Origin of the sequence: Veillonella sp. HPA0037, from assembly GCF_000411535.1 — a bacterium.
Taxonomy (GTDB): domain Bacteria; phylum Bacillota; class Negativicutes; order Veillonellales; family Veillonellaceae; genus Veillonella; species Veillonella atypica.
In genome coordinates, this window is sequence record NZ_KE150483.1 from 1466368 (window position 1) to 1488446 (window position 22079).

Genomic DNA, 22079 nt, shown 5'->3' on the forward strand with positions numbered 1-22079 from the left:
AACTCGAAAAGACTAGATTATTGATAGTAATGGGATTGTCACAATGGATAGTAAACAGATGATTCGCCTTATTTTAAAAGTGGTAGGATTTATATATTGGTTTGTTTTTCTATACCTTGGTGGTCTAATGGTCATGGACTGGTCAGGGTTTATGTCACAACATAATATAGAAACACCTCTATTCCTTACATACTTAGTGTTTGTAGGTTGTTTTGTAACGCCGTATATTATGCTGTACTGGAAGAAGCTGAATCCTAATGCGAAAGCTCCATTTTTGGTGCGCCATCTCTCCGAATATATGGCGCGATTAGAGGATCGTCATAGTATATGGTTTGATGTATTATATGTACTAAAATTATTGCTCTATTTCGTAATAATTCTGTGGATGCTTTGTATCATATTACTCACCTTAGCAGTTATTGCGTGGACAGTACTCCTAATTTTGCTGAGTAATTAATGATGTGAATTTACATTGTTTTCTCTACTAACGCTTCTTGTAAAAGCTGGGAGAAATTGATACCTTTCGCTAGGGCTCTATCGTTAAGCCACGCAGGAATGGTTAAGGTTTTCTTTACGGATTTACTATTTTTAGCTAAATCAATATCTGTTTGCACTAATGTAGGATAGGTTGTATCTGTACACGTATAAAACCATTGTTAGGAGTTATTTCTTATTATTTATAATAGGTATATAATTAGAATATATAAACTAAGCTGTATATTGATGAAAGGAGAGAATTCATCATGAAACCACTTGGCAAAAGGATGGCAATGGCTGTGTTGTGTGCACTAACGCTGACATCACCTTTGTTTTTGAGCGGTTGTAGTATGTCAGAACTATGGCAAGGGACTGAGCAGAGCCGCAAGGAGATTGCACAGCGGTCGGAACAGAATCAAGTACAATTATTTAATCAATATGTGAAAGCCATAAGCCGATATAATCGCATGGCTGTTATGTTTGATTATGCGAATACACCGACGATTAATGATTTAAAAGCAGGTAAGCATTTAACTGTATTTAATACACCGAACTTTAAACAGTTACAAAAAGAATTAGAAGAAGCTAAGCAAGCCGGTATTCCTTATGATGAAATGAAGGAGCCCCTAGATAAGTTGCTTTCAAAATTGAATGAAATCACACCGGTAGCGGAAGAACTGGATGCATACTATAAATCTAAAGGATACACCACAGATAACTATGCTAAGGAACAGCAATTAGGTCCAAAGTATGTACAGTTGTATGAGCAATTTGTGCCTATCTATGCAGATTTTGATAATTTAATGCATAAAATCAACCTTGATCGATTACAACAGCGGTTACAAGAATTGCGCGATGCAGGTAAGAAAAATGCAGCCGCAGCACAAGAGGTTCATTTGAGACTTACCGCTGTTCTTGAAAAGTTAGATAGTGAAAAACAACCGGATGTGAATGCCATGAATCAAGAGTTACAAGCTATCGGCGATTTGTCTAATGGCATTACTAACTCTAACTATGATACGGTTAAGACCTCTGTAAACTCTACAATCGGCGCTATCCGCACTTATATGGGTTCAAAACAAGATAAGGACTATAATCGTATGGTTGAGACTTATAACCATTATATTTCTAATATGAATACGACCAATATGAATGAATTAGATTAATAAAATCTAAGTTTATATTACGTTAGACACGTGTAAAACGAACACATAAAAAGCTGTAGTAAATGAGAATTTCATTTGCTACAGCTTTTTTGTAATGTATTCTATTTTTTTATCTTAATACGTGTCGTCATTTGATTGGATAGGGTAAACAATACGAGTGCCACCCAGATGCAGCCGAAGGCTATGAGTTGGGCTGTACCAAAGCTTTCACCAAAGTAGAAGATGGCCAAGAAGAAGCCCATGGTAGGAGATAGGTATTGTAAAAAGCCGAGTATATTTAGTGGCAATAGGCGGGCACCGTATGAAAAGAGGATGAGCGGAATCGATGTGGTAAGGCCAGCGCCGATGAGGAGGAGACCGGTCGGCGTTAGGTTTTCGATAAAGGTCCACGAGGTGGTGTCTATAGCCGTTAAATACCATAATGCTATCGGTGTGATGAGCCATGCCTCGAAGGCGATGCTCGAAAATGGATGGATGGTGAGTCGTTTCTTAACGGCGCCGTAGAGGCTAAAGGATACGGCTAGGACGATAGAGACAATGGGTAATGTACCTAGTTGAACAGTCATGATAGCCACGCCCAAGATTGCAATGGCGATACTTAGTTTTTGTGGCCACAGCAAGGATTCTTTGTAAATTAAAATACCGAGCAATACGTTGAGTAAGGGATTGATGTAATACCCCAAACTCGTGTCGAGTACGTGCTGATTTGTTACGGCCCAAATGTAGGTGAACCAGTTGATGCTAATAAGTATAGCAGCCAGTAATAGTAGGCCTAATTGCGTAAGATGGGTGCGTAAAATTTGTATGTCCATACGCAGTTGTTGGCGCCCTGTGGCGATGACGAGGAAGAACATCCAAAATCCGGACCAGATGATGCGATGCGATAATACGGAAAAGGATGATACTTGGTTTAAAAGCGCCCAATAGAGGGGCAGCAAACCCCAAATTAAACAGCACAACAATGTAGTGCTGAGACCTTTTTTGTTTATTTCGTTCATAATACGACCTCCCACTAGTAGAATTATTATAACATGGTGGTAGTATAGCGGTAGCGAATTATAGAGGTAATTTCTCTAAATTGTACCTATGCATTTTTATCATTCTATATATGCGTTAGTTATAACTTTAAATTTGCTACTTATGATTAACTGTTATGTTCATTGACTTTGTGCATATTTTTACACTATATTGGACTTAGAACAACGAATATAGAGAATAGGTGTCGCAAGACTTAATAGAGAAATCGGTACAAGCCGATGCGGTCCCGCCACTGTAAGGACGAGCCTGCTTTCATACATGTCACTGGAGCAATCTGGGAAGGCGAAAGCAAGGTGTTGAGCCCGAGCCAGGAGAACTGCCTATTTGATAATCACCGTTATGTACCTACGAGCGATAGGAAGGGGATTGAGGTATACTTTTTACAATAGTTTTAGTGTACCATTCAATATGTAACCTAACGTGTCACTCTCGGGTGGCACGTTTTTTTAATTGCCACGCTAGAGGGTCGTTCATATATGGCATAGGCTTAATAGTTTGACTGGAGATTCATCATCATGATGGACATATATTTGGCACCTATGTAACTCATATACGAAGCAACTCACTGGTACGGTGCGCTGTTCCCCCTGTATGGTTTCAAGTTGAAAAGGAGGCACATATATGTCTGACAAAAAGACTTCAAAGGACACTGAACGCGATTTACTGGCGCCTGTATCCTTTGATGAGTTTGAGAAACCTACGTATGAACGATGGCAGGCTGAAGTTGAAAAGGCGTTAAAAGGTGGCGATTTCCATAAAAAAATGTTCACCAAAACCTATGAAGGTATTACGTTACAACCTATCTATACACCTGCATTGCATCAGGAAAAGATTCCAAAGGGCGTTTATCCTGGCGCTGGCGAGTTCCTACGTGGCACGAAAGCAAGCGGCTATATCAAAGATTCTTGGGGTGTATCTCAATATGTTGATGAATCCTTACCGAAGGATGCCAATCATGCAAGTTTATACGAAATTGTGAAAGGCGGAACCATTCACAACATTCGTCTTGATGAAGCAACACGCCATGATCAAGATGTGCAAGTAGGCGCATCTGTTGGTGTAGGCGGCACATCCTTGTATACGATGGCCGATTGCAGTCAATTAATTGAACGATTTAATCTTAAGGAAAATCCTTTATACATTGAAACTGGCGCATCTGCAGCGATTTTGCTCGGTATGTTGTCGGCTACTGTGAAAGCTTCTAAAAAGCAAACATCCGATTTGAAAGGTCTCGTTGGTGCAGATCCTATCGGCGTGTGGGCTAAAGACGGTGCATTGCATATGTCTTTAGATACTGCTTTTGATGAAATGGCACATACTGTTGTATGGGCCAAGGATCAAGCACCTGAGCTTAAAACAGTGCTCGTATCCGGTGATGTATACGCTAATGGCGGTGCTAATGATGTGCAAGAGGTTGCCTATGCATTGGCAACAGCTGTTTGCTACGTGCGGCAATTGGCACAACGCAACATCGATATTCATACCATTGCTAAGAGCATGATGTTTACATTCTCCTTGGGTGCAAACTTCTTCATGGAAATTGCTAAATTGCGTGCGTTGCGCGTGCTTTGGGCTCGCATTATGGAGGCCTTCGGCGCTGGTGAAAGCGACCGTGCCGTTCATGTACACGGTAGAACATCTGCTTTCACAAAAACCGTATACGACCCATATGTAAACTTGTTGCGTAATACAACACAAGCATTCTCTGGTGTTGTAGGTGGCCTCAATAGTCTTGAAGTTTCTCCATTTGATCAACCAATTCGCAAATCCGATGAATTCTCTCGTCGTATTGCCCGTAACATTCAAGTTATGTTACAAACTGAATTCGAATTGCGTCAACCAGTTGACCCTGTAGGTGGTTCTTGGTATGTAGAAACATTGGCAGCTGAACTATGCGAAAAAATTTGGGATGAATTCCAAACTATCGAGTCTAAAGGTGGCATTATAGCTGCCTTGAAGGAAGGTTATCCTCAAGCGCAAGTTAAAACAATTCTTAATGAACGCTTTAAAAACCTTGCATTCCGTAAGGATGTAGCGGTTGGTAATAATATGTACGCTAATATGACGGAAGAATTGCTTGATCCAAAACCTGAAAATCAAGAAACATTGCGTCAAAAACGGGTAGCTCATCTTGAAGAATACTTGGCTGGTGCAGATCAAGATGCTCTTGTAAAAGCACAAGCTACGTTAGAAGCAAGCACAACAGAACCAGGTGCATTGATTGGCCTTATCGAATTGGGTGCATTACACAAAATGACAATTCGCCAAATTCGCAGTGCTTTAGAGGCGGGCGATATTTCCTCTGAAACTATCGAACCAATTACTGCACATCGCTGGACGGAACAATTTGAAGCCCTTCGTATGCGTACGGAAAATTATAAACAACGCACAAAAGATAATGTGAAGGTATTCTTGGCTAATATGGGCCCTATTCCTCAACATAAACCTCGTGCGGACTTCTCCACAGGCTTCTTTGAAGTAGCGGCATTCGAAGTAATCAAAAATGATGGTCATGAAACAACGGCTGATGCGGCTAAAGCGGCTCGTGAAAGTGGCGCCGATGTGGTAGTTATCTGTTCTACAGATGATACGTATCCTGAATTGGTTCCACCACTTGCGAAAGAATTGAAAGAAACTATGCCGAATGTAACGGTTATTTTGGCAGGGGCACCTTCTAAGGACCTAGAGCCTGTATATCGTGAAGCCGGTGTAGATGATTTCATCTCTGTTCGCGCAAACTGCTACGCTATTTTAAATACGTTACAAGATAAGAAAGGGATGTGAGCTCATGTTTAAAAATCCAGACTTCTCCTCTCTTGGCTTGGGATCTCAGTCTGCCACATCGCGCGATGCATGGCTTGCTGAACTTAAAAAAGAAACAGGAAAAAGCTTTGAAGACTTATATAACACGACAATGGAGCAAATCCAATTAAAACCTCTCTATACAGAGATGGATTATGAAGGGATGACACACCTTGACTATATGGCTGGTGTACCTCCATTCTTGCGTGGACCTTATTCCACAATGTACGTAACTCGTCCTTGGACAGTGCGTCAGTACGCTGGTTTCTCTACAGCCGAAGAATCCAATGCGTTCTATCGTCGTAACTTGGCAGCAGGCCAAAAAGGTTTGTCTATTGCCTTTGACCTTGCTACTCACCGTGGTTATGACTCCGACCATCCTCGCGTAGTGGGCGACGTTGGTAAAGCGGGCGTTGCGGTAGACTCCATCCTCGATATGGAAATTCTATTTTCCGGTATCCCTCTTGACCAAATGTCCGTATCCATGACAATGAACGGCGCCGTATTGCCTGTTATGGCGTTCTACATCCTAGCTGGTGAAGAACAAGGTGTTGATAAAAAGGTTATGGCCGGTACAATCCAAAATGATATCTTGAAAGAGTTCATGGTACGTAATACCTATATTTACCCTCCAGCTACGTCCATGCGCATCATCGGTGATATCTTTGCCTATACATCCCAGTACATGCCTAAATTCAACAGTATCTCTATTTCTGGCTACCATATGCAAGAAGCGGGCGCTACTGCAGATATCGAATTAGGTTACACATTGGCTGACGGCCTTGAATACATCCGTACCGGTGTCAATGCAGGCCTTCACGTAGATAAATTCGCACCTCGTTTGTCCTTCTTCTGGGCAATCGGTAAAAACTACTTCATGGAAGTAGCGAAAATGCGTGCAGCGCGTATGTTGTGGGCTAAGATTATTAAGAGCTTCGGTTCTGAAAATCCAAAATCAATGGCACTTCGTACACATAGTCAAACATCTGGTTGGTCTTTAACAGAACAAGATCCATTCAATAACGTAGCTCGTACATGTATGGAAGCAATGGGCGCTGCATTGGGCCATACGCAATCCCTACATACAAATGCGCTTGACGAAGCCATTGCATTGCCTACGGACTTCTCTGCTCGTATTGCTCGTAATACTCAACTTTATATTCAAGACGAAACTAAGGTATGTAAAGTTATCGACCCATGGGGCGGTTCCTATTATGTAGAAGCCTTGACTGATGAATTGATCCGTCGTGCTTGGGGTCATATCCAAGAAATCGAATCCCTTGGTGGTATGGCGAAAGCGATTGATACTGGTCTTCCTAAGATGCGTATCGAAGAAGCGGCAGCTCGTCGCCAAGCTCGTATCGACTCTGGCCGTGAAGCAATTATTGGTATCAATAAATATCGTCTAGATAAAGAAGATCCATTGGATATCTTAGACGTAGATAATACGGCTGTACGAGAAGCGCAAATCCGTCGTCTCGAACAATTGCGTGCTAACCGTGACGAAGATAAGGTTCAATCCTGCCTCGAAGCGATTACAAATGCTACAGAATCTGGGGAAGGCAACTTGCTTGCCCTTGCACTTGAAGCAGCTCGTGCTCGTGCATCTTTGGGTGAAATTTCCTTTGCTGTTGAAAAGGTTTGTGGCCGTCATAAAGCAGTTATTCGCTCTATTTCTGGCGTATACTCCAGCGAATATGAAGATGATGATGTCATCAAAGAAGTTCGCCAAATGGCAGATGATTTCGAAGAACTCGAAGGTCGTCGTCCTCGTATCATGATTGCTAAGATGGGTCAAGACGGTCATGACCGCGGTGCCAAAGTTATCGCTACATCCTTCGCGGATATGGGCTTTGACGTGGATATCGGACCTTTGTTCCAAACTCCAGAAGAAACAGCACAAGATGCGGTGGATAATGACGTTCACATCGTTGGCTTCAGTTCTCTTGCAGCTGGTCACAAAACATTGTTACCTCAACTTGTAGAAGAACTCAAGAAACGTGGTCGTGGAGATATTTTGGTTGCCATCGGTGGCGTAATCCCTGCTCAGGACTATGAATTCCTACGCGAACATGGCGCAGTGGCTATCTTTGGCCCTGGTACAGTTTTGCCAGTAGCGGCGAAAAAATTACTAGAAACATTGACTAGCCACGTTCAAGACGAAGGCAATGACTGATAATAAACGGCCTACTCCGGATGAATTGCGTAATGCACAAAGCGTTGCTGGTGACAGTAAAGCTCCCGAATTAGGTGTAAAAAACGCAAATGCCGAGGGTAGTACGTATCGTCCGGACTGGGTGCCAGAAGATGCGAAGAAAGATGATACTTTTGCGTGTCACGTGATGAAAGGCGTCAAGGAAATGCACGACGGCCTCTTGTCTAGCTCCGCTCATCTGGCTCCGTCTGTACGTCCCGTACAGCGGCGAAAGAAGTTAACTGTCGCTGATTATGTACGCGGTATCGAGCAGGGGGACCGCGTTATACTTTCACGGGCTATCACATTAGTAGAAAGTAATAATAAGGAACACTTTAAATTAGCTCAACAAGTATTACAAGCTATATTGCCACGCACAGGTAAGGCGTTGCGCATCGGTATTACTGGTGTGCCTGGGGCCGGTAAAAGTACATTTATTGAAGCCTTTGGTAATATGCTCATTGAAGCTGGTTACAAGGTTGCCGTACTTGCTGTAGACCCTACAAGCCAAGTCACAAAAGGCAGTATTTTGGGCGATAAAACGCGGATGGAAACGTTGACGAAGCATCCTGAAGCCTATATTCGTCCATCGCCGGCTGGTGGTACACTAGGCGGTGTAGCTCGTAAAAGTAGAGAAACAATGCTACTTTGCGAGGCTGCTGGATATGATATTATTCTTGTCGAAACCGTTGGGGTTGGGCAAAGTGAGGTTACCGTACGTTCTATGGTAGACTTCTTTATGCTCATCGTGCTTACTGGTGCAGGCGATGAATTGCAAGGCATTAAAAAAGGCGTTATGGAACTTGCCGATGCTATTGTAGTCAACAAGGCTGATGGGGATAACCTTAAGCGTGCTCTCATCGCTCGTAGCGATTACGATCGGATGCTACATTACATCCGTCCAGCTACGGAAAAATGGAAAACCCAAGCTTACACATGTTCAGCCGTTACGAAGGATGGTCTCGATGAATTGTGGGATGTAATCCAAGAATTTGCTGAACAAGGTAAAGAAAATGGCGTATTCTTAAAACGCCGTCAAGAACAATCCCTTCGTTGGGTACGCGATATGATTGACGAACACTTGCACAACCTATTCTTTAACAATGTAGTCATTCAAGGTCGTATGGGCGAAGTAGAAGCCGCAGTTTTAGATGGCGAAATGAGTGAATCACAAGCCGTCGAAGAATTAATAGGCGTCTTTGACAAGTCCTTAACATAATCTCTATACATACAGGCATAGTATCTATACTGCTATCGGTTTGTAATCGATAGGAAATGATAGGTACTATGCCTTTTTTCATGAAATGCATAAGTATGACTTTTGTAAAAATCATATTTAGTATATAATTTAGTTATAGATGTATACTTTATGGGTTATTTTAAAAGGAGAGATTTATTTTGAATCCATTAGCAAAAAAACTGACAACAGCAGTATTGTGTGTAACTGCTCTTACATCCCCATTATTCATGAGTGGCTGTAGTTTTTCTAAGATTGCCAATGGGGTGCAACAAGGCGCTCAAAAGGCATCGCAACAGGACATTAAAGTGTTCAATAACTATATCGAAGCGATTGGCGATTTTAATAGTTGGTCCGTACGCTTTGGATATGCTATCAATCCGTCCGTTCAAAAACTAAAAGAGGGGCAACATTTAACAAGCTTCATGGCACCACACTTTGATACCTTACAACAAAAGTTGCAAGCTGCTAAAGACGCTGGCGTACCATATGATGATATGAAGGAACCTTTAGACAACGTATTGGCTGTATTAAAGGATATTGTACCAGTAGCCAGTGAATTGGATACGTACTACCAAACTAATTCGTATCAAGCAGATAATTATGCTAAGGAACAACAATTAGGACCTAAATACGTTCAACTATATGATCAATTCTATGCAGCATATAATCAGCTAGACGCAGTAGTTCACAAACATAACACAGAAAATCAACAAGAACAGTTGAAAGAACTTAAAGATTCTGGTAAGAAAAATGCTGCGGCTGTTCAAGAAGTTCATTTACGCTTAACGGCTTTATTAGATGGCTTTGAAGAAGGCAAACAAATCGATGTAAATGCAGCTAACCAAGAGTTACAAGGCATTATGGATGTAGCTGGCACCGTTACGAGTCCAGAATATAACACTGCTAAGTCTCAATTAAATACAACGATTGGTAGAGTTCGTACATTCTTAGGTGACCAATCAGCTGATCATTACAATGATATGATTGAATCTTACAATCGCTTCATTGGCAGCATGAATCGCTTGGATATTAATAAACTTGATAAATAATATCTAGCTATGTACGAATCGATTCTGTGCCATTTATGAAAGCCTGCGCTTCATAGCGTGCACAATATAAATAGTACATATAAAAAATTCATACAAAGGTACATAAAATTGCACTAATAAGGGCTACATCAATTAGTATGTCTATTGATGTAGCCCTTTTTCTGTATTTTCTTATACTAGTTAAGATCTTTGTCAGATTGTATGCATCAACTAGTATATTTTTACTCATCTATCGTAAGCCTCATATGTTTTGATGTGTAAAAACGTGGTATAATTATTAGATAAGAGCCTAAAAGAGTGTGGGTTTTGGAGGTTAGTATGAGTAGCATTGCACATTTATTTGTAGCTGGTGGTTTCGTTATGTACCCACTCGTTATCTTTCTAGTTGTTACCCTAATGATTGGTATTGAGCGATTTTTTCTATACCGTAAATTCCGTAAGGACATGCGCCAATTCACGGCTGTCCTAAATAATCATCCAGGCTGGATTATGTTGCCAACCGTATTAGAACGAGATACACAAAATCTAGGTACTCTCTTTGCAAAGGCTTTGCGCAGTGCAAAAAATTACAATGGTTTAGAAAACCGTTTACAAGACTTGGTAGGCTATACCGATGAACGCTTAAAACGTGGCCTTGGGTGGCTTAGCATGATCGTTACCATGGCGCCGTTGCTTGGCTTGCTCGGTACCGTTCTTGGCATGATCCGCGCTTTTGCCGTTGTAGGTGGTGACATTGGGGCTCCAACCATCATAACAGGTGGTGTATCCGAAGCCTTGGTAGCTACTGCTACAGGCCTTACGGTGGCCATCATTGCTCTTGCCTTTCACAGCTATTGTGCAGCAAAGGTGAATGATTTTATCGTAGCCTTAGAACATGAATGTGGCAGCATTCTTGATGCGTACAACGAGGAACATGACCTATGAGACGTCGTACATTAGGAGTGAAAAAAGAACCGACCATCATGATCATCCCTATGATTGATATCGTATTTTTTCTATTGGTATTCTTCATGGTCGGCACTTTATACATGAATACGGAGCAACAAATCCCGTTAAATTTACCATCCACATCGACTTCGACGGCTAAATCCATTGAACCGATTATCATTACTCTCACCACATCGCATAAACTCTATATCGATAACCGCGAAATTTCTGCGGATAATCTGTCCCAAGAGGTACAGGATATCGTGCGGACTACGCCACGACAGGCCTTTGTTATTCGCGCGTCTAAGGACGTGTATTATAACGAGGTCATCGCCCTTCTCGATATGCTGAAAGTAAACGGCGCTAAGTATATTAGTGTCGCTACGGATCGGAAGTGATTCTATGTTTGAATCGCATTATTTTCGACCGTTTTTGATATCCCTGTGCATCAGTATTCTCATGATAACGGGCATGGGGCTTTCACTAAAGGGCATGAGTGGCACTGGTGCAGGCCAAGAGGCAGCTGAGATTAGCTTTGATTTAGCCGATGCTGGTGAAAGCGAACAAGCCGAGGATCATCCGACGGTAACGCCGCCACCAGAGGAGGCAAAACCTCCTACAGATGCACCTGCGTCGGTAGCTCAGAAACAAGAAACGAAACCGCCTGTAAATACCGTAGAACCACAGAAAACTATAGATACAGAACAACCAGCATCGGCTACAAAACGTGAATGGGCTGTTCCAAAGGCCATAGAATCTGAGGCTACTGGCGGTGAGACAGGTGTTGTGACACATCAAAAACAGGAACAACAAAAGAAATTAGTAGGCAATGACGTATCGACGGATCCTAATGCAGAAGGTAATGGTCTCGATAATACAGATAAAGACCTATCGTTTTTTGCGGATGCACTCAATTTGCTGACGCCGGGTCAACGGGCGTGGCTCGAACAATCGGATATTAATCCTACAGAATATTTGCGCCAAGTGAAAGAACAAGGCCAAGCATCATCTGTACGCGGCGAAGCCGTTGTGCGCGTTAACTTTGACGCTAGCGGCAATGTAATCGTCGGCGTTAATACCCCGCGTATCGTAGAGGACTCTGTTCCTCCTGATGTACGAGACGAAGCGATACGTATCATCAAGACGAGCGGTAGTATTGTTAACAAACGTGGACAAGTCGTGTCCTTAGCCATCCCTGTCGTACTAGGACAATAAAGAGGCATACCTCACATACATGGTTGTATGTAAGATATGCCTCTTTTTGTTATGCCTATGATTTGCTAGTTGAGTAATCTCTTGTTCGACTACATGCTATGTTATGAGTCTGTTGCTCAACTACGTGCTATTGTTTGCGTCCGTTGTTCAACTACTTACGTTTTAACGCCGTTTTCGTGCTGTTGAATACCGCATAGTAAATGATGATGCCACCGATGAATAATGTTACTTGCATTTGCGTAGTATATTGATCCACACGCCACAAGGCAAAGGCATAGAAGAACATAGTAATGAGCATAATTAAGAAAGCTAGGATGCGACGTACATTTGTATGAACCACATTGGATGTAGCGATGCGACCTTTATTGATGACTACATATATAAGAGATACTAAAATATCCACTGCGTATACGCCTAAAATCCAGTTGATAGGCATGTCGTTAAACACGAAGACGCCGAGGACGATAAAACTGATGAGGAAAAATAATTTTATCAACGTGCTTGCTGTTTGAGATTCTTTCGGTTGTTGTATCCGTTCTTTATGTTGTTTCTTTGCCATGATCTACTCCTATATGTGTATTATTAGTATGTTGATACGATATATCACTTATTTATACATTACTATTATAATAATAAATTACAAAACAATCTATACAAAATAAATACCGAACATTAAGAAAAACTAATATATATATTATTCGGAAAATTGCGGAAGATTTATTGAACCAAGCTTTTACATATGGTACAATTATTATATAAAAAATCTAGCTTTCACCATGCAAAGGAGACATCATGATACCACGTTATACACGAGAAGAAATGGGCCATATTTGGAGCGAACGCAACGAGTTCGACACAATGTTATTGGTTGAAACATTGGCATCTGAAGCGCAAGCTGAGCTTGGCGTGATTCCGAAGGAAGCGGCAAAAATCATTCGGGAAAAGGGCAATTTTGATGTTGAAAGAATTCACGAAATCGAACGTGAAACAAATCATGACATCATTTCCTTTGTGACTGCTGTGGGCGAATATGTAGGCCCTGAAGCGGCTAAATATATTCATCTTGGCTTGACATCCACAGACGTTAAGGACACTGCACTTGGCTATATGATGAAACAATCTTGCGATATTTTGATTGAAGATTTGAAACAATTACGTGATGTATTGCGTCGTCGTGCCGCTGAATTCAAACATACCCCTATGATTGGCCGTACTCACGGTATTCATGGTGAACCTACTACATTTGGCTTGAAACTTTGCCTTTGGATGGCAGAGGTAGAACGCGATATTGAACGCATGGAACATGCTCGTAAAAGCGTAGCTGTTGGCAAATTATCCGGCGCTGTTGGCACATACTCCAATATTGATCCATTCGTAGAGCAATACGTATGCGAAAAACTAGGTCTTGAACCTGTTAAAATCGCCACTCAGGTCGTACAACGTGACCGTCACGCTGAACTATTGTCCACCATTGCTGTTGTAGGCGGTACATTGGATAAAATCGCTTTGGAAATCCGTCACTTGCAACGCACCGAAGTGCGCGAAGCTGAAGAATACTTTAGCCCTAAACAAAAAGGTTCCTCCGCGATGCCTCATAAACGTAATCCTATCACTTGTGAAAGAATTTGTGGTATGGCTCGTTTATTGCGTGGTTATGCACAATCTGCGTACGAAGACCAAGCTTTGTGGCATGAACGCGACATCTCCCATAGCTCTGTAGAACGCGTTATCTTACCAGATGCAACCATCGCGTTGAACTACATGCTTCACCTAACAATCCGTACCATCGATAAATTGTTGGTATACCCTGAAACAATGCTTAAAAACCTTAATCTTACAGGTGGCCTTGTATTTAGCCAAACAATTTTAACACACCTCGTAGACAAAGGTGCCGTACGTGATGAAGCATACCGTTGGGTACAAAAACACGCTATGGAACGCTGGCTCGAAGGCAAAGACTTCGCTACAGGTCTAAAATCCGATGAAAACATCAAAAAATACATGACCGACGAAGAAATCGATGCATGCTTCGATCCTTATAAACTATTGAAACACGTAGATACAATAATGGCTCGTTTCGGCCTATAACATTTAGCTTTGGTAGGACGGATACCTTCCTCAAAGCCGACACGCTATCGCGCTAAAGCGGGACCCGAAGTCGTTTTGAGGAAGGTATCCGTCCTTTTTTGTTTATCGTAAGTGCCGTATTTTCTTACGGTGCTTCATAATTATTAGTAGTTAGAAAGGGGATAGGCTAAGTAAAAAAACGACTTTGGCCCTGCGAAGCCCAAAGGGCGAAGCAGACCCGGCCGGTGGAGGCTTTTTTACTTAGCCTATCCCCTACTTACGGAGGATACATGAAAAGCACCATAAGAAAATACGCACCGCCTATCTTTCATTGCATTAACGATTTCGGTCAAGGTTCTCTCGCTGCATTAATACCGTTTTTTATTGCTAATTTTAATCTCAATTATTATCAATCGGCTTCCATTATTTTCTGTAATACCGTGGTAGCGTCTATTGCTCAGCCCATTTTGGGGTATGTAGCGGATCGGTGGCGTGTGCCATGGTTTATTCCTGTAGGTTTTGCGGTGACGCTCGTATCGATTAGTGCCATTGCACTGGCTACGAGCTATGAAATGATTCTTGCTTTGTCTCTTTTAGCCGGCGTAGGGGCAGCGTTATTCCATCCTGAGGCGGCTCTTCTTGTAAATCGTACACAATCTCACGAGATTGGCAATGCCATGGGGCGCTTTGCAGTGGGCGGCAGCGCTGGTTTTGCCTTAGGGCCGCTCATTGCTGGTGGCGTTTATGTCTTTGGCGGCCAATTCCTCTGGGTGTTTACGGCTATTGCCGCGCTCGGCGTGTTGCTATATCTATATGCTTTCACAGGTCATACTACTGAGGCTGAAGATGCGCGTGAATGTGAAAGCCAAATTAAGGGCACAAATACAGGTATAAACGATTGGGTGAGTTTTACAAAGCTATTTTTCGTCATTGCCTCTCGATCAATTTTGTTCTCCGTATTATCGATTTTTATACCGATTTTATACATTACCGTTATCAATGGCGAAGCCGGTGCATCGAGCTTGGCACTTACTATGTACTTTGCCATGGGGGCTGTCCTTACCTATATGGGTGGTGCACTATCAGATAAGCTAGGCTTTCTAAAAACAGTGCGCTTAGGTAATATTATATTTTTACCATCCGTATTAGTGTTTATCTTCGTACCGAATGCATGGGGATTCTTTGGCGCCATGATACCGATGGCCTTTGGCGTATTCTCCCAATATGGACCTATTACCGTTCTAGGCCAAAAATACCTTGCTAAAAATGCAGGTTTTGCATCAGGCATTACATTGGGGCTTGGCATTACATTAGGTGGACTCGTAGCACCTTATATTGGACATTTAGCAGATATTTACGATGTACAAACAGCGTTGATGACACTGATCCCTGTTGGTGCGTTAGGATTATTAATGAGCTTCTGGTTGAAAGAACCTAAATAAAATAATTGTTATACAGTACAGGCTTGTGCTAATTCTTGGGGACGCATAATATACGTCTTTAAAATTAGAACAGGCCTGTTCTAATTTGTAGGTGGGCCCCTATATCTCTGTTTTTAGAATTAGAACAGGCCTGTTCTAATTTGTAGGGGACCCTATATCCCTGTTTTTAGAATTAGTACAGGCGTGTTCTAATTTTTAGAGGACATGCTAGGCTTATTTTAATTTATTAATTTAATAGGATGAAATGTCAATAGATAGGGGGTGACCAATGGTCACCCCTTATCTATTGACTTATGGTTTGCAGTGGATTATGTTGAAAATATAATGTTGTTTAGCTGATTATGTCTTTACCTAATATATGTTTTAACATATAATTAAGATAAAGATTTCTTCTAGTAAATAGGAGGAATTAAATGGAATCATTTTCTGTAATTTTTTATGAAACATCTAATGGAGAGCAACCAGCAAAGCTGTTTTTAAACGAACTTTCAGAAAAACAGCGAGCTAAAACGATTAGGGATTTAAAGTTGCTTGAAAGCTGTGGTAACTGTAAAAAAGTCTATGAAAACCCCTAGAAATGCGATTGAATTGGCGTTGAAGTATAAACAAGATTATATTGAAAGGTACACATAATATGGAAACATTAGATCAATATTTAGCTGAGCAATTAAAAAATCCTAAATTTAAAAAAGAATGGGATGAGTTAGAAGATGAATATCAGATTATTGAAAATATAGTTAAAGCACGTATTGAAGCTCATATGACGCAAACTCAATTATCTGAAGTTACAGGCATTACGCAATCAGATATAAGTAAAATTGAAAATGGGAATGGGAACCCCTCGTTGAAAACATTAAGAAAGATTGCTCATGCCTTTGGCAAGAAGTTAAAGATTGAGTTCGTGTAATCTGCATTTAGTCTTTTCGTGCTTTGCTATTATGTTGTATAATAACTATGGATTAATTTGACTTTCACAATTGGAGGACATAGATATGGCAACAAGTATGGTAATCGGCACTCAATGGGGTGACGAGGGTAAAGGTAAAATCGTTGACTGGATTGCGGAACGTGCAGATGTTGTAGTGCGCAGCCAAGGCGGTAATAATGCAGGTCACACTGTTGTAGTAGATGACAAGGCATTCGCACTTCGTTTATTGCCAAGTGGTATTTTGTACGATGATAAACAAAATATCGTTGGTACAGGCGTTGTTATTGATCCTAAGGTGTTGTTACAAGAAATCGAAGGTCTTGAAAAACAAGGTAAATCCGCAAAATCCCTTCACATTTCTGACCGTGCTCATGTCATCATGCCTTACCATATTGCTCTTGATATGGCCGAAGAAGCATCCAAAGGTGATGCTAAAATCGGTACTACTAAAAACGGTATCGGTCCTTGCTATGCTGATAAGGTAAACCGTATCGGCATCCGTATTTGCGACTTGTACGACATGGAAACTTTCAAACAAAAATTGGCGTACAATGTTGAGTTTAAAAACAAAATGCTTACAAAGGTATACGATGCTGAACCTGTTAATTACGATGAAATCTTAGCAGATTACATTAAATATGCAGAGGCTTTGAAACCTTATGTAACTGATACAAATAATGCTGTGTTGAAAGCGATTCAAGAGGACAAAAAGGTATTGTTCGAAGGTGCGCAAGCAACTATGCTAGATCTTGATCATGGTACTTACCCATTCGTAACATCCTCCCATCCAATCGCTGGTGGTGCTTCCACAGGCGCGGGTGTAGGTCCTAACTATTTGAAAAATATTTTCGGCGTTGTGAAAGCTTACGCTACACGTGTTGGTGCAGGCCCATTCCCTACAGAACAACTTAATGAAATTGGTGAAGAGCTTCGTACGCTTGGTCATGAGTTCGGTACTGTAACAGGTCGTCCTCGCCGTACTGGTTGGTTAGATCTTATGGTTGTAAAATACGCAGCAGGTCTTAGCAGCCTTGATTATTTAGCTATTACACGTTTGGATATTCTTGATTCTTTCAAAGAATTGAAAATCTGTGTAGGTTATAAATTAAACGGCAAAAACGTTGAAGGCTTCCCTGCTAGCTTGACAAATCTTGAAGCATGCGAACCTGTATATGAAACATTGCCAGGTTGGGAAACAGATATTTCCGGCATCCGTTCTTATGATGAATTGCCTGAAAATGCGCGTAAATACGTAGAACGTATTGCAGAAGTAACAGGCGTGCCTTTGGGGATCGTATCTGTTGGTCCTAATCGTAACCAAACAATCGATCTTGTTAACGTATTCTAATCTGCTGTAGCAAATTATTATAAAAAATAATAAGCGGAGATTCTTATTAGAGAATCTCCGCTTTTATGCGTATTTTCTATCTCATAAATAAATTTAATTATTCAATTAAAATATTTTAATGAGAATAAAAAGAAAAAAATAGATTTAGTTATAAAAATAGTATATAATAGTATAAAAGTAGATTGATAATTTTTGATGTATATTGAGGAGTTTTCTTATGGTTGAAGTTTCTTATGAACGTTTAGCGACGATTTTTAAAGCGCTCAGTGATGAAACAAGATTACATATTATAGATATGTTGTCCTGTAATGAATTGTGTGCAGCAGATATTTTGGCAAGCTTTAATTTGTCTCAATCCACATTAAGCTACCACATGAAAATCTTAATTGATGCTGGCGTTGTAAATTCTCAACGTAATGGTCTTTGGACTCGCTATTCCATCAATGAAGATACATTTGGTGACATTTTGGAGATTATTCCACAATTGTACAAAACTAAAGACGAATGCATTTGCGCACAAATCAAATACTGCCGTCTTGATGAACACGAAAAAGACGCGTAATCATGAGACGCTGGATTATGCATGTTGATATGGATGCTTTCTTTGCATCCGTAGAACAACTGGATCATCCTGAATATAAAGGCCACCCCGTTATCGTGGGTGGTCTTTCTTCGCGTGGCGTAGTGGCTACTGCATCCTATGAGGCCCGAAAATTTGGTGTCCATTCGGCTATGCCCATTTCGCGGGCCAAAAAACTTTGTCCGCATGGCATCTACGTGTATCCGAATATGGCTCGCTACAAGGAGATTTCTCAGATCATTCACAAGGTGATGGAGGAATTTACACCTATCATTGAGCCCTTATCTCTGGATGAAGCCTTCTTGGATGTTACGGGTATTACCCATAAATTCACAGGCCCCAAGGCTTTGGGGCGCGCCATTAAGGACCGCGTGTTTGAGGAAACGGGGCTCATCATTTCGGCGGGACTGGCTCCGAATAAATTCCTTGCTAAACTGGCCTCTGACTTGGATAAGCCTGACGGGCTCGTTGTTATTCCCTATGGTAAGGAATGTGAAAGCCTCGCTAATTTGCCCATAAAACGCATATGGGGTGTAGGCCCTAGCACGGAACGCCGCCTTAAAGATGGTGGTTTTGCCTTGATAAAGGATGTGCAGGCCTTGTCGGATGAGAAACCTCTAGTGCCTTATGTGGGCAATCAGGCTCGCCGCATTTGGGAATTGGCCCGAGGCATCGACGAACGGCCCGTAGAACCGGATCGTCAAATCCAATCCGTTGGTAATGAGGAAACCTATGAAAGTGATGTAGAGGACCCGGCTGTTATCGATTTAGAACTTCATTACTTTGCCAATCGCGTAGCCAAACGATTGCGTAAATATGGTTTGATGGGTCATACCGTGTCGATTAAGGTGCGATACAATGATTTTAAAACGGTATCCCGTCAGAAACGACTAGATTCTGCTACGGACCAAGAACGTATTATCTATGATACATCTGTACTATTGTGGAATAAACTCATGCGTGAACGGAGCAATGCTAGACAACGGGAGGCTCGCAATACTAGCCAACCAAATCGCCATGATGCTAAGACTTTCACCGACAACACTAAGGATAGACCGATTGCGGAGAATCGCGAGATGATGGGCGCCGCACCGTTGCCTCAATTTGACACATCCGTTCTCGATATGCCGCTCAAACCAATTCGGCTCTTAGGTGTGACGGTTAGTGGACTTTCAACAGAAGGAATTGTACAAGACGATTTATTCTCCATTGAAACGGACGAGAAAGATGAGAAGCTTTCAACCGTGCTAGATTCGTTGGCATCTAAATTTGGCGAAGGGGCCATCATGAGTGGGGCTCTTTGGCGTCGTGTTCACGGCGATGGTGGAGAACGGCGAAAACGGTCGGAATTAAAGGCCGAAATGGATTTAGATAATGAAGAATAAAATTCTTTCAAGAATAGAAACATTCATGATACAATGTACATGTATAGAAATGTGTATACGCATGAAACTATCTGCAAGAGAGGTATAAATATGAGTATATTTCGTGTGGCCATTCATTATGGCGTAAATAGCAACGGGGTTTTATCTTATGATACAGATACAAAAACCGTAACGGTGGATCTACCTGAACAAGAATGGATCGACAAGGTCCGTGCATACTTAAATGAAGACCATGCTATCGAGCATGCTACAGGTCTTGATACGTATGAACGGTTGACTGTAAAACCATTAGAATCTTTGGATAACTTTAAATTAGCTCTTACACGCATGTGGGAAGCCATCGACGTACAAGTCGATTGGAGCCGCCCCGCGTAATTAAAATGAACCCCCTTCGTAGCCTGTTGGTGCTATGAAGGGGTTTTCTTATTGTTGCAATAGTTTTACTGTGAGTCTATAAAGTAAAAGAAAAAGTATTACATAATGTAGAGGCAATAATATAATTAACGGATGATTGAGAGTATAGTATAATAATCTTACAAATGTACTAAATTTACCAAAGATTGGGGGTGGAGAGATGTGCCAAGTTAGTTTAAATGAAGCTCAACATGAGTTAAATAGCCTTATACAGAAACTTAAAACTGGAGAAGAACGTGTTGTTTATATAGTCCGTGATGATAATACTGTTGTAAAATTAACTTTGTCAGAAGGTAATAGTACACCCGTAAAGAGATTGGGAATAGGAAAAGGGAGGATAATAGATCCTCCAAATTTTGATCAATTGGATAAAGACGTACAAGATATGTTTGGAGAAGCAATCTGAACCTTGCGTGTATACAGTTTAACTACAAATGCCGTATCATATTTCTTGAGTGAAATGTGATACGGCATTTGTCATAGAGAGTGTATTTAAATATTGTTAATCAAATTTTTTATTTGTTAGGTCTTGATACATAAGCTTAGCGATTTCATATTGTGGATCACCGGCTTGTAATTGATGTGAAGGTAGTTTAAATACAGCCTCAGCTCTTTCGTCTTTCTTGATGGAGATACCTTTTACATCGTCAGAACGGCTTATGGAAATGGTATGGGTTGTTGGATTTATGAAGTACGCATTTACATCGATGCTGAAAGCTTTGTTTTCGTCTTTTCTCATGATTGTTCGTAAAATCATAGCTGAAATAGCAGTAGTACCATCCTTTTCGCCTAATAGTTGCTTAGATGTGTAGTCTACATAATCTGCATAGACGTAAATATCGCCAGGTTTGGCCTTATCATAATCTTGCGTATAGGCCTCTACTAAACGTAAATCGAGCTGTCTGCCAAATGGTCGAGAGAACATTTTGCTTTGTAATTCACGTGTTTCGCTAACAGGTGGATAGAACGGTATTGGCGTTAAACCCTTTAACATATCTGTACGAGTTTTATTTTTCCGTTTAGCGCGACGTTCTGCAGTGACCTTGTCTAAACGTTCACGCTCCTTTAACATGGCCTTTTCTTGTTCTTCTTTAGATTTATAAGTTTTTACGGATACAACACGGTTACCAGACATAGTGACTGTCGAATAAATTGGTTTACCGTTAGTAGGTTTTCCCTCAGAAGCATCAAGCGTAGATCGTACTATGGCTGGTGTTGCGCTTTCAATTGATTTTCTTAATTCTGGAATATTGGCGTAATCCATATCAACCACAGCAGTATCTGTGCTTTCACTTGGCTGCGCAGGTGTAGCCCCGTATGCGGATGATATAGCTAAGACAGCTAATAGTGAACTGGTAATAATAGAACGTTTACATAGTTTCATTACACATACCTCTTTTTATAAGAACTCTCTAATACTATCAACAGTTGTATTATAGCATAGTTCTTGCGTAGATAGATTTAAAAACGCTATAATAAAGTATACATGCGTCTATAGCTCAACCGGACAGAGCGTCAGTTTCCTAAACTGCAGGTTGGGGGTTCGATTCCCTCTAGGCGCACCATAGATAAATGCTGGCTTATTAGTTGGTTAGATTCTTTTTTATTAGGGAAATAAGCCAGTTAATAAGCTTGTTTTTTATTTTTAATAAATTGGGGAGTTATATAATGCGGGATGTTGAATTTAGAAATAAGTTAGCAAGTAATAACTCTATAAAGTAAGAAGTTGCAATATACTTTTTTAAAAAGGAGCTAAGAATTATTTTGATTAATAAATCGTAATAAAAATAGGAAACTTTTGAAGGGA

21 protein-coding genes, 1 tRNA gene, 1 pseudogene and 1 riboswitch are annotated in these 22079 nt (G+C 41.1%); of the genes and pseudogenes, 19 read left to right on the plus strand and 4 right to left on the minus strand.

The features are described 5' to 3' along the window. Nucleotides 1-43 precede the first annotated feature (43 nt). Nucleotides 44-457, plus strand: coding sequence for a hypothetical protein (locus HMPREF1477_RS06650; RefSeq protein ID WP_005384662.1), 414 nt, complete (start codon nt 44-46; stop codon nt 455-457). 10 nt (nt 458-467) lie between these two features. Here HMPREF1477_RS06650 and HMPREF1477_RS09900 read toward each other — a convergent pair. Continuing rightward, nucleotides 468-641: pseudogene (locus HMPREF1477_RS09900) on the minus strand (type II toxin-antitoxin system HicB family antitoxin); the annotation flags it as partial. A 102-nt stretch (nt 642-743) separates the two neighbouring features. Here HMPREF1477_RS09900 and HMPREF1477_RS06655 point away from each other — a divergent pair. Continuing rightward, complete coding sequence (locus HMPREF1477_RS06655) at nt 744-1643, plus strand: DUF3829 domain-containing protein (protein WP_016476312.1); 900 nt, start codon at nt 744-746, stop codon at nt 1641-1643. A 101-nt stretch (nt 1644-1744) separates the two neighbouring features. On the opposite strand, the gene rarD is transcribed toward HMPREF1477_RS06655, so the two are convergent. Continuing rightward, nucleotides 1745-2641 carry an EamA family transporter RarD gene (rarD, locus tag HMPREF1477_RS06660; protein ID WP_016476313.1) on the minus strand — a complete coding sequence of 299 codons (897 nt, stop codon included), beginning with the start codon at nt 2639-2641 and terminating at the stop codon, nt 1745-1747. A gap of 202 nt (nt 2642-2843) precedes the next feature. After that, a riboswitch (cobalamin riboswitch) is annotated at nt 2844-3020 on the plus strand. A 282-nt stretch (nt 3021-3302) separates the two neighbouring features. On the opposite strand from rarD, the gene HMPREF1477_RS06665 reads away from it, so the two are divergent. The 7 genes from HMPREF1477_RS06665 to HMPREF1477_RS06695 all read left to right on the plus strand — a co-directional run bounded on the left by HMPREF1477_RS06665 (nt 3303) and on the right by HMPREF1477_RS06695 (nt 12108). Next, nucleotides 3303-5465, plus strand: coding sequence for a methylmalonyl-CoA mutase family protein (locus HMPREF1477_RS06665; RefSeq protein ID WP_016476314.1), 2163 nt, complete (start codon nt 3303-3305; stop codon nt 5463-5465). A 4-nt stretch (nt 5466-5469) separates the two neighbouring features. Further along, nucleotides 5470-7659: a methylmalonyl-CoA mutase gene (gene scpA, locus HMPREF1477_RS06670; protein ID WP_005381170.1), complete on the plus strand. Its 2190-nt coding sequence runs from the start codon at nt 5470-5472 to the stop codon at nt 7657-7659. Then, the gene (meaB, locus tag HMPREF1477_RS06675; RefSeq protein WP_005381256.1) at nt 7652-8896 is read left to right on the plus strand and encodes a methylmalonyl Co-A mutase-associated GTPase MeaB; all 1245 of its coding nucleotides are present in this window, start codon (nt 7652-7654) and stop codon (nt 8894-8896) included. The genes scpA and meaB overlap by 8 nt, the downstream gene beginning before the upstream one ends. Before the next feature lie 179 nt (nt 8897-9075). Further along, nucleotides 9076-9966 carry a DUF3829 domain-containing protein gene (locus HMPREF1477_RS06680; protein ID WP_005378072.1) on the plus strand — a complete coding sequence of 297 codons (891 nt, stop codon included), beginning with the start codon at nt 9076-9078 and terminating at the stop codon, nt 9964-9966. Between the two features lie 318 nt (nt 9967-10284). After that, nucleotides 10285-10890, plus strand: coding sequence for a MotA/TolQ/ExbB proton channel family protein (locus tag HMPREF1477_RS06685; protein WP_005378212.1), 606 nt, complete (start codon nt 10285-10287; stop codon nt 10888-10890). Next, nucleotides 10887-11291, plus strand: a complete 405-nt coding sequence (locus HMPREF1477_RS06690) for a biopolymer transporter ExbD (protein WP_005378118.1) — start codon at nt 10887-10889, stop codon at nt 11289-11291. The genes HMPREF1477_RS06685 and HMPREF1477_RS06690 overlap by 4 nt, the downstream gene beginning before the upstream one ends. Nucleotides 11292-11352: 61 nt before the next feature. Further along, nucleotides 11353-12108: a hypothetical protein gene (locus tag HMPREF1477_RS06695; protein WP_005381157.1), complete on the plus strand. Its 756-nt coding sequence runs from the start codon at nt 11353-11355 to the stop codon at nt 12106-12108. Nucleotides 12109-12259: 151 nt separating this feature from the next. Here HMPREF1477_RS06695 and HMPREF1477_RS06700 read toward each other — a convergent pair whose 3' ends face one another. Continuing rightward, on the minus strand, nt 12260-12667 hold the full coding sequence (locus HMPREF1477_RS06700) for a hypothetical protein (protein WP_016476316.1): 408 nt from the start codon (nt 12665-12667) through the stop codon (nt 12260-12262). 233 nt (nt 12668-12900) lie between these two features. Here HMPREF1477_RS06700 and purB point away from each other — a divergent pair, with 233 nt between their 5' ends. From purB to HMPREF1477_RS06745, 9 genes are all read left to right on the plus strand, one after another. Then, nucleotides 12901-14196 (plus strand): adenylosuccinate lyase, encoded by a 1296-nt coding sequence (gene purB, locus HMPREF1477_RS06705; RefSeq protein ID WP_016476317.1) that lies wholly within the window; start codon nt 12901-12903, stop codon nt 14194-14196. 269 nt (nt 14197-14465) lie between these two features. Then, nucleotides 14466-15617, plus strand: a complete 1152-nt coding sequence (locus HMPREF1477_RS06710) for an MFS transporter (protein WP_016476318.1) — start codon at nt 14466-14468, stop codon at nt 15615-15617. A gap of 413 nt (nt 15618-16030) precedes the next feature. Further along, complete coding sequence (locus HMPREF1477_RS06715) at nt 16031-16192, plus strand: hypothetical protein (protein WP_016476319.1); 162 nt, start codon at nt 16031-16033, stop codon at nt 16190-16192. Nucleotides 16193-16233: 41 nt separating this feature from the next. Beyond that, complete coding sequence (locus tag HMPREF1477_RS06720; RefSeq protein WP_232197174.1) at nt 16234-16524, plus strand: helix-turn-helix domain-containing protein; 291 nt, start codon at nt 16234-16236, stop codon at nt 16522-16524. Between the two features lie 85 nt (nt 16525-16609). Then, complete coding sequence (locus HMPREF1477_RS06725; RefSeq protein ID WP_005381154.1) at nt 16610-17893, plus strand: adenylosuccinate synthase; 1284 nt, start codon at nt 16610-16612, stop codon at nt 17891-17893. A gap of 217 nt (nt 17894-18110) precedes the next feature. Next, nucleotides 18111-18455 (plus strand): helix-turn-helix transcriptional regulator, encoded by a 345-nt coding sequence (locus HMPREF1477_RS06730; RefSeq protein ID WP_005377990.1) that lies wholly within the window; start codon nt 18111-18113, stop codon nt 18453-18455. A gap of 2 nt (nt 18456-18457) precedes the next feature. After that, entirely contained in the window at nt 18458-19858 is a 1401-nt protein-coding gene (dinB, locus tag HMPREF1477_RS06735; protein WP_232197177.1) for a DNA polymerase IV, read from the plus strand. 90 nt (nt 19859-19948) lie between these two features. Further along, nucleotides 19949-20233, plus strand: coding sequence for a hypothetical protein (locus tag HMPREF1477_RS06740; protein ID WP_009660675.1), 285 nt, complete (start codon nt 19949-19951; stop codon nt 20231-20233). Between the two features lie 199 nt (nt 20234-20432). After that, nucleotides 20433-20678 carry a type II toxin-antitoxin system Phd/YefM family antitoxin gene (locus HMPREF1477_RS06745; RefSeq protein WP_016476321.1) on the plus strand — a complete coding sequence of 82 codons (246 nt, stop codon included), beginning with the start codon at nt 20433-20435 and terminating at the stop codon, nt 20676-20678. Nucleotides 20679-20774: 96 nt separating this feature from the next. On the opposite strand, the gene HMPREF1477_RS06750 is transcribed toward HMPREF1477_RS06745, so the two are convergent. Beyond that, entirely contained in the window at nt 20775-21656 is an 882-nt protein-coding gene (locus HMPREF1477_RS06750; RefSeq protein WP_016476322.1) for a hypothetical protein, read from the minus strand. Between the two features lie 104 nt (nt 21657-21760). On the opposite strand from HMPREF1477_RS06750, the gene HMPREF1477_RS06755 reads away from it, so the two are divergent. Beyond that, nucleotides 21761-21837, plus strand: a tRNA-Arg gene (locus HMPREF1477_RS06755). Nucleotides 21838-22079: the final 242 nt, after the last annotated feature.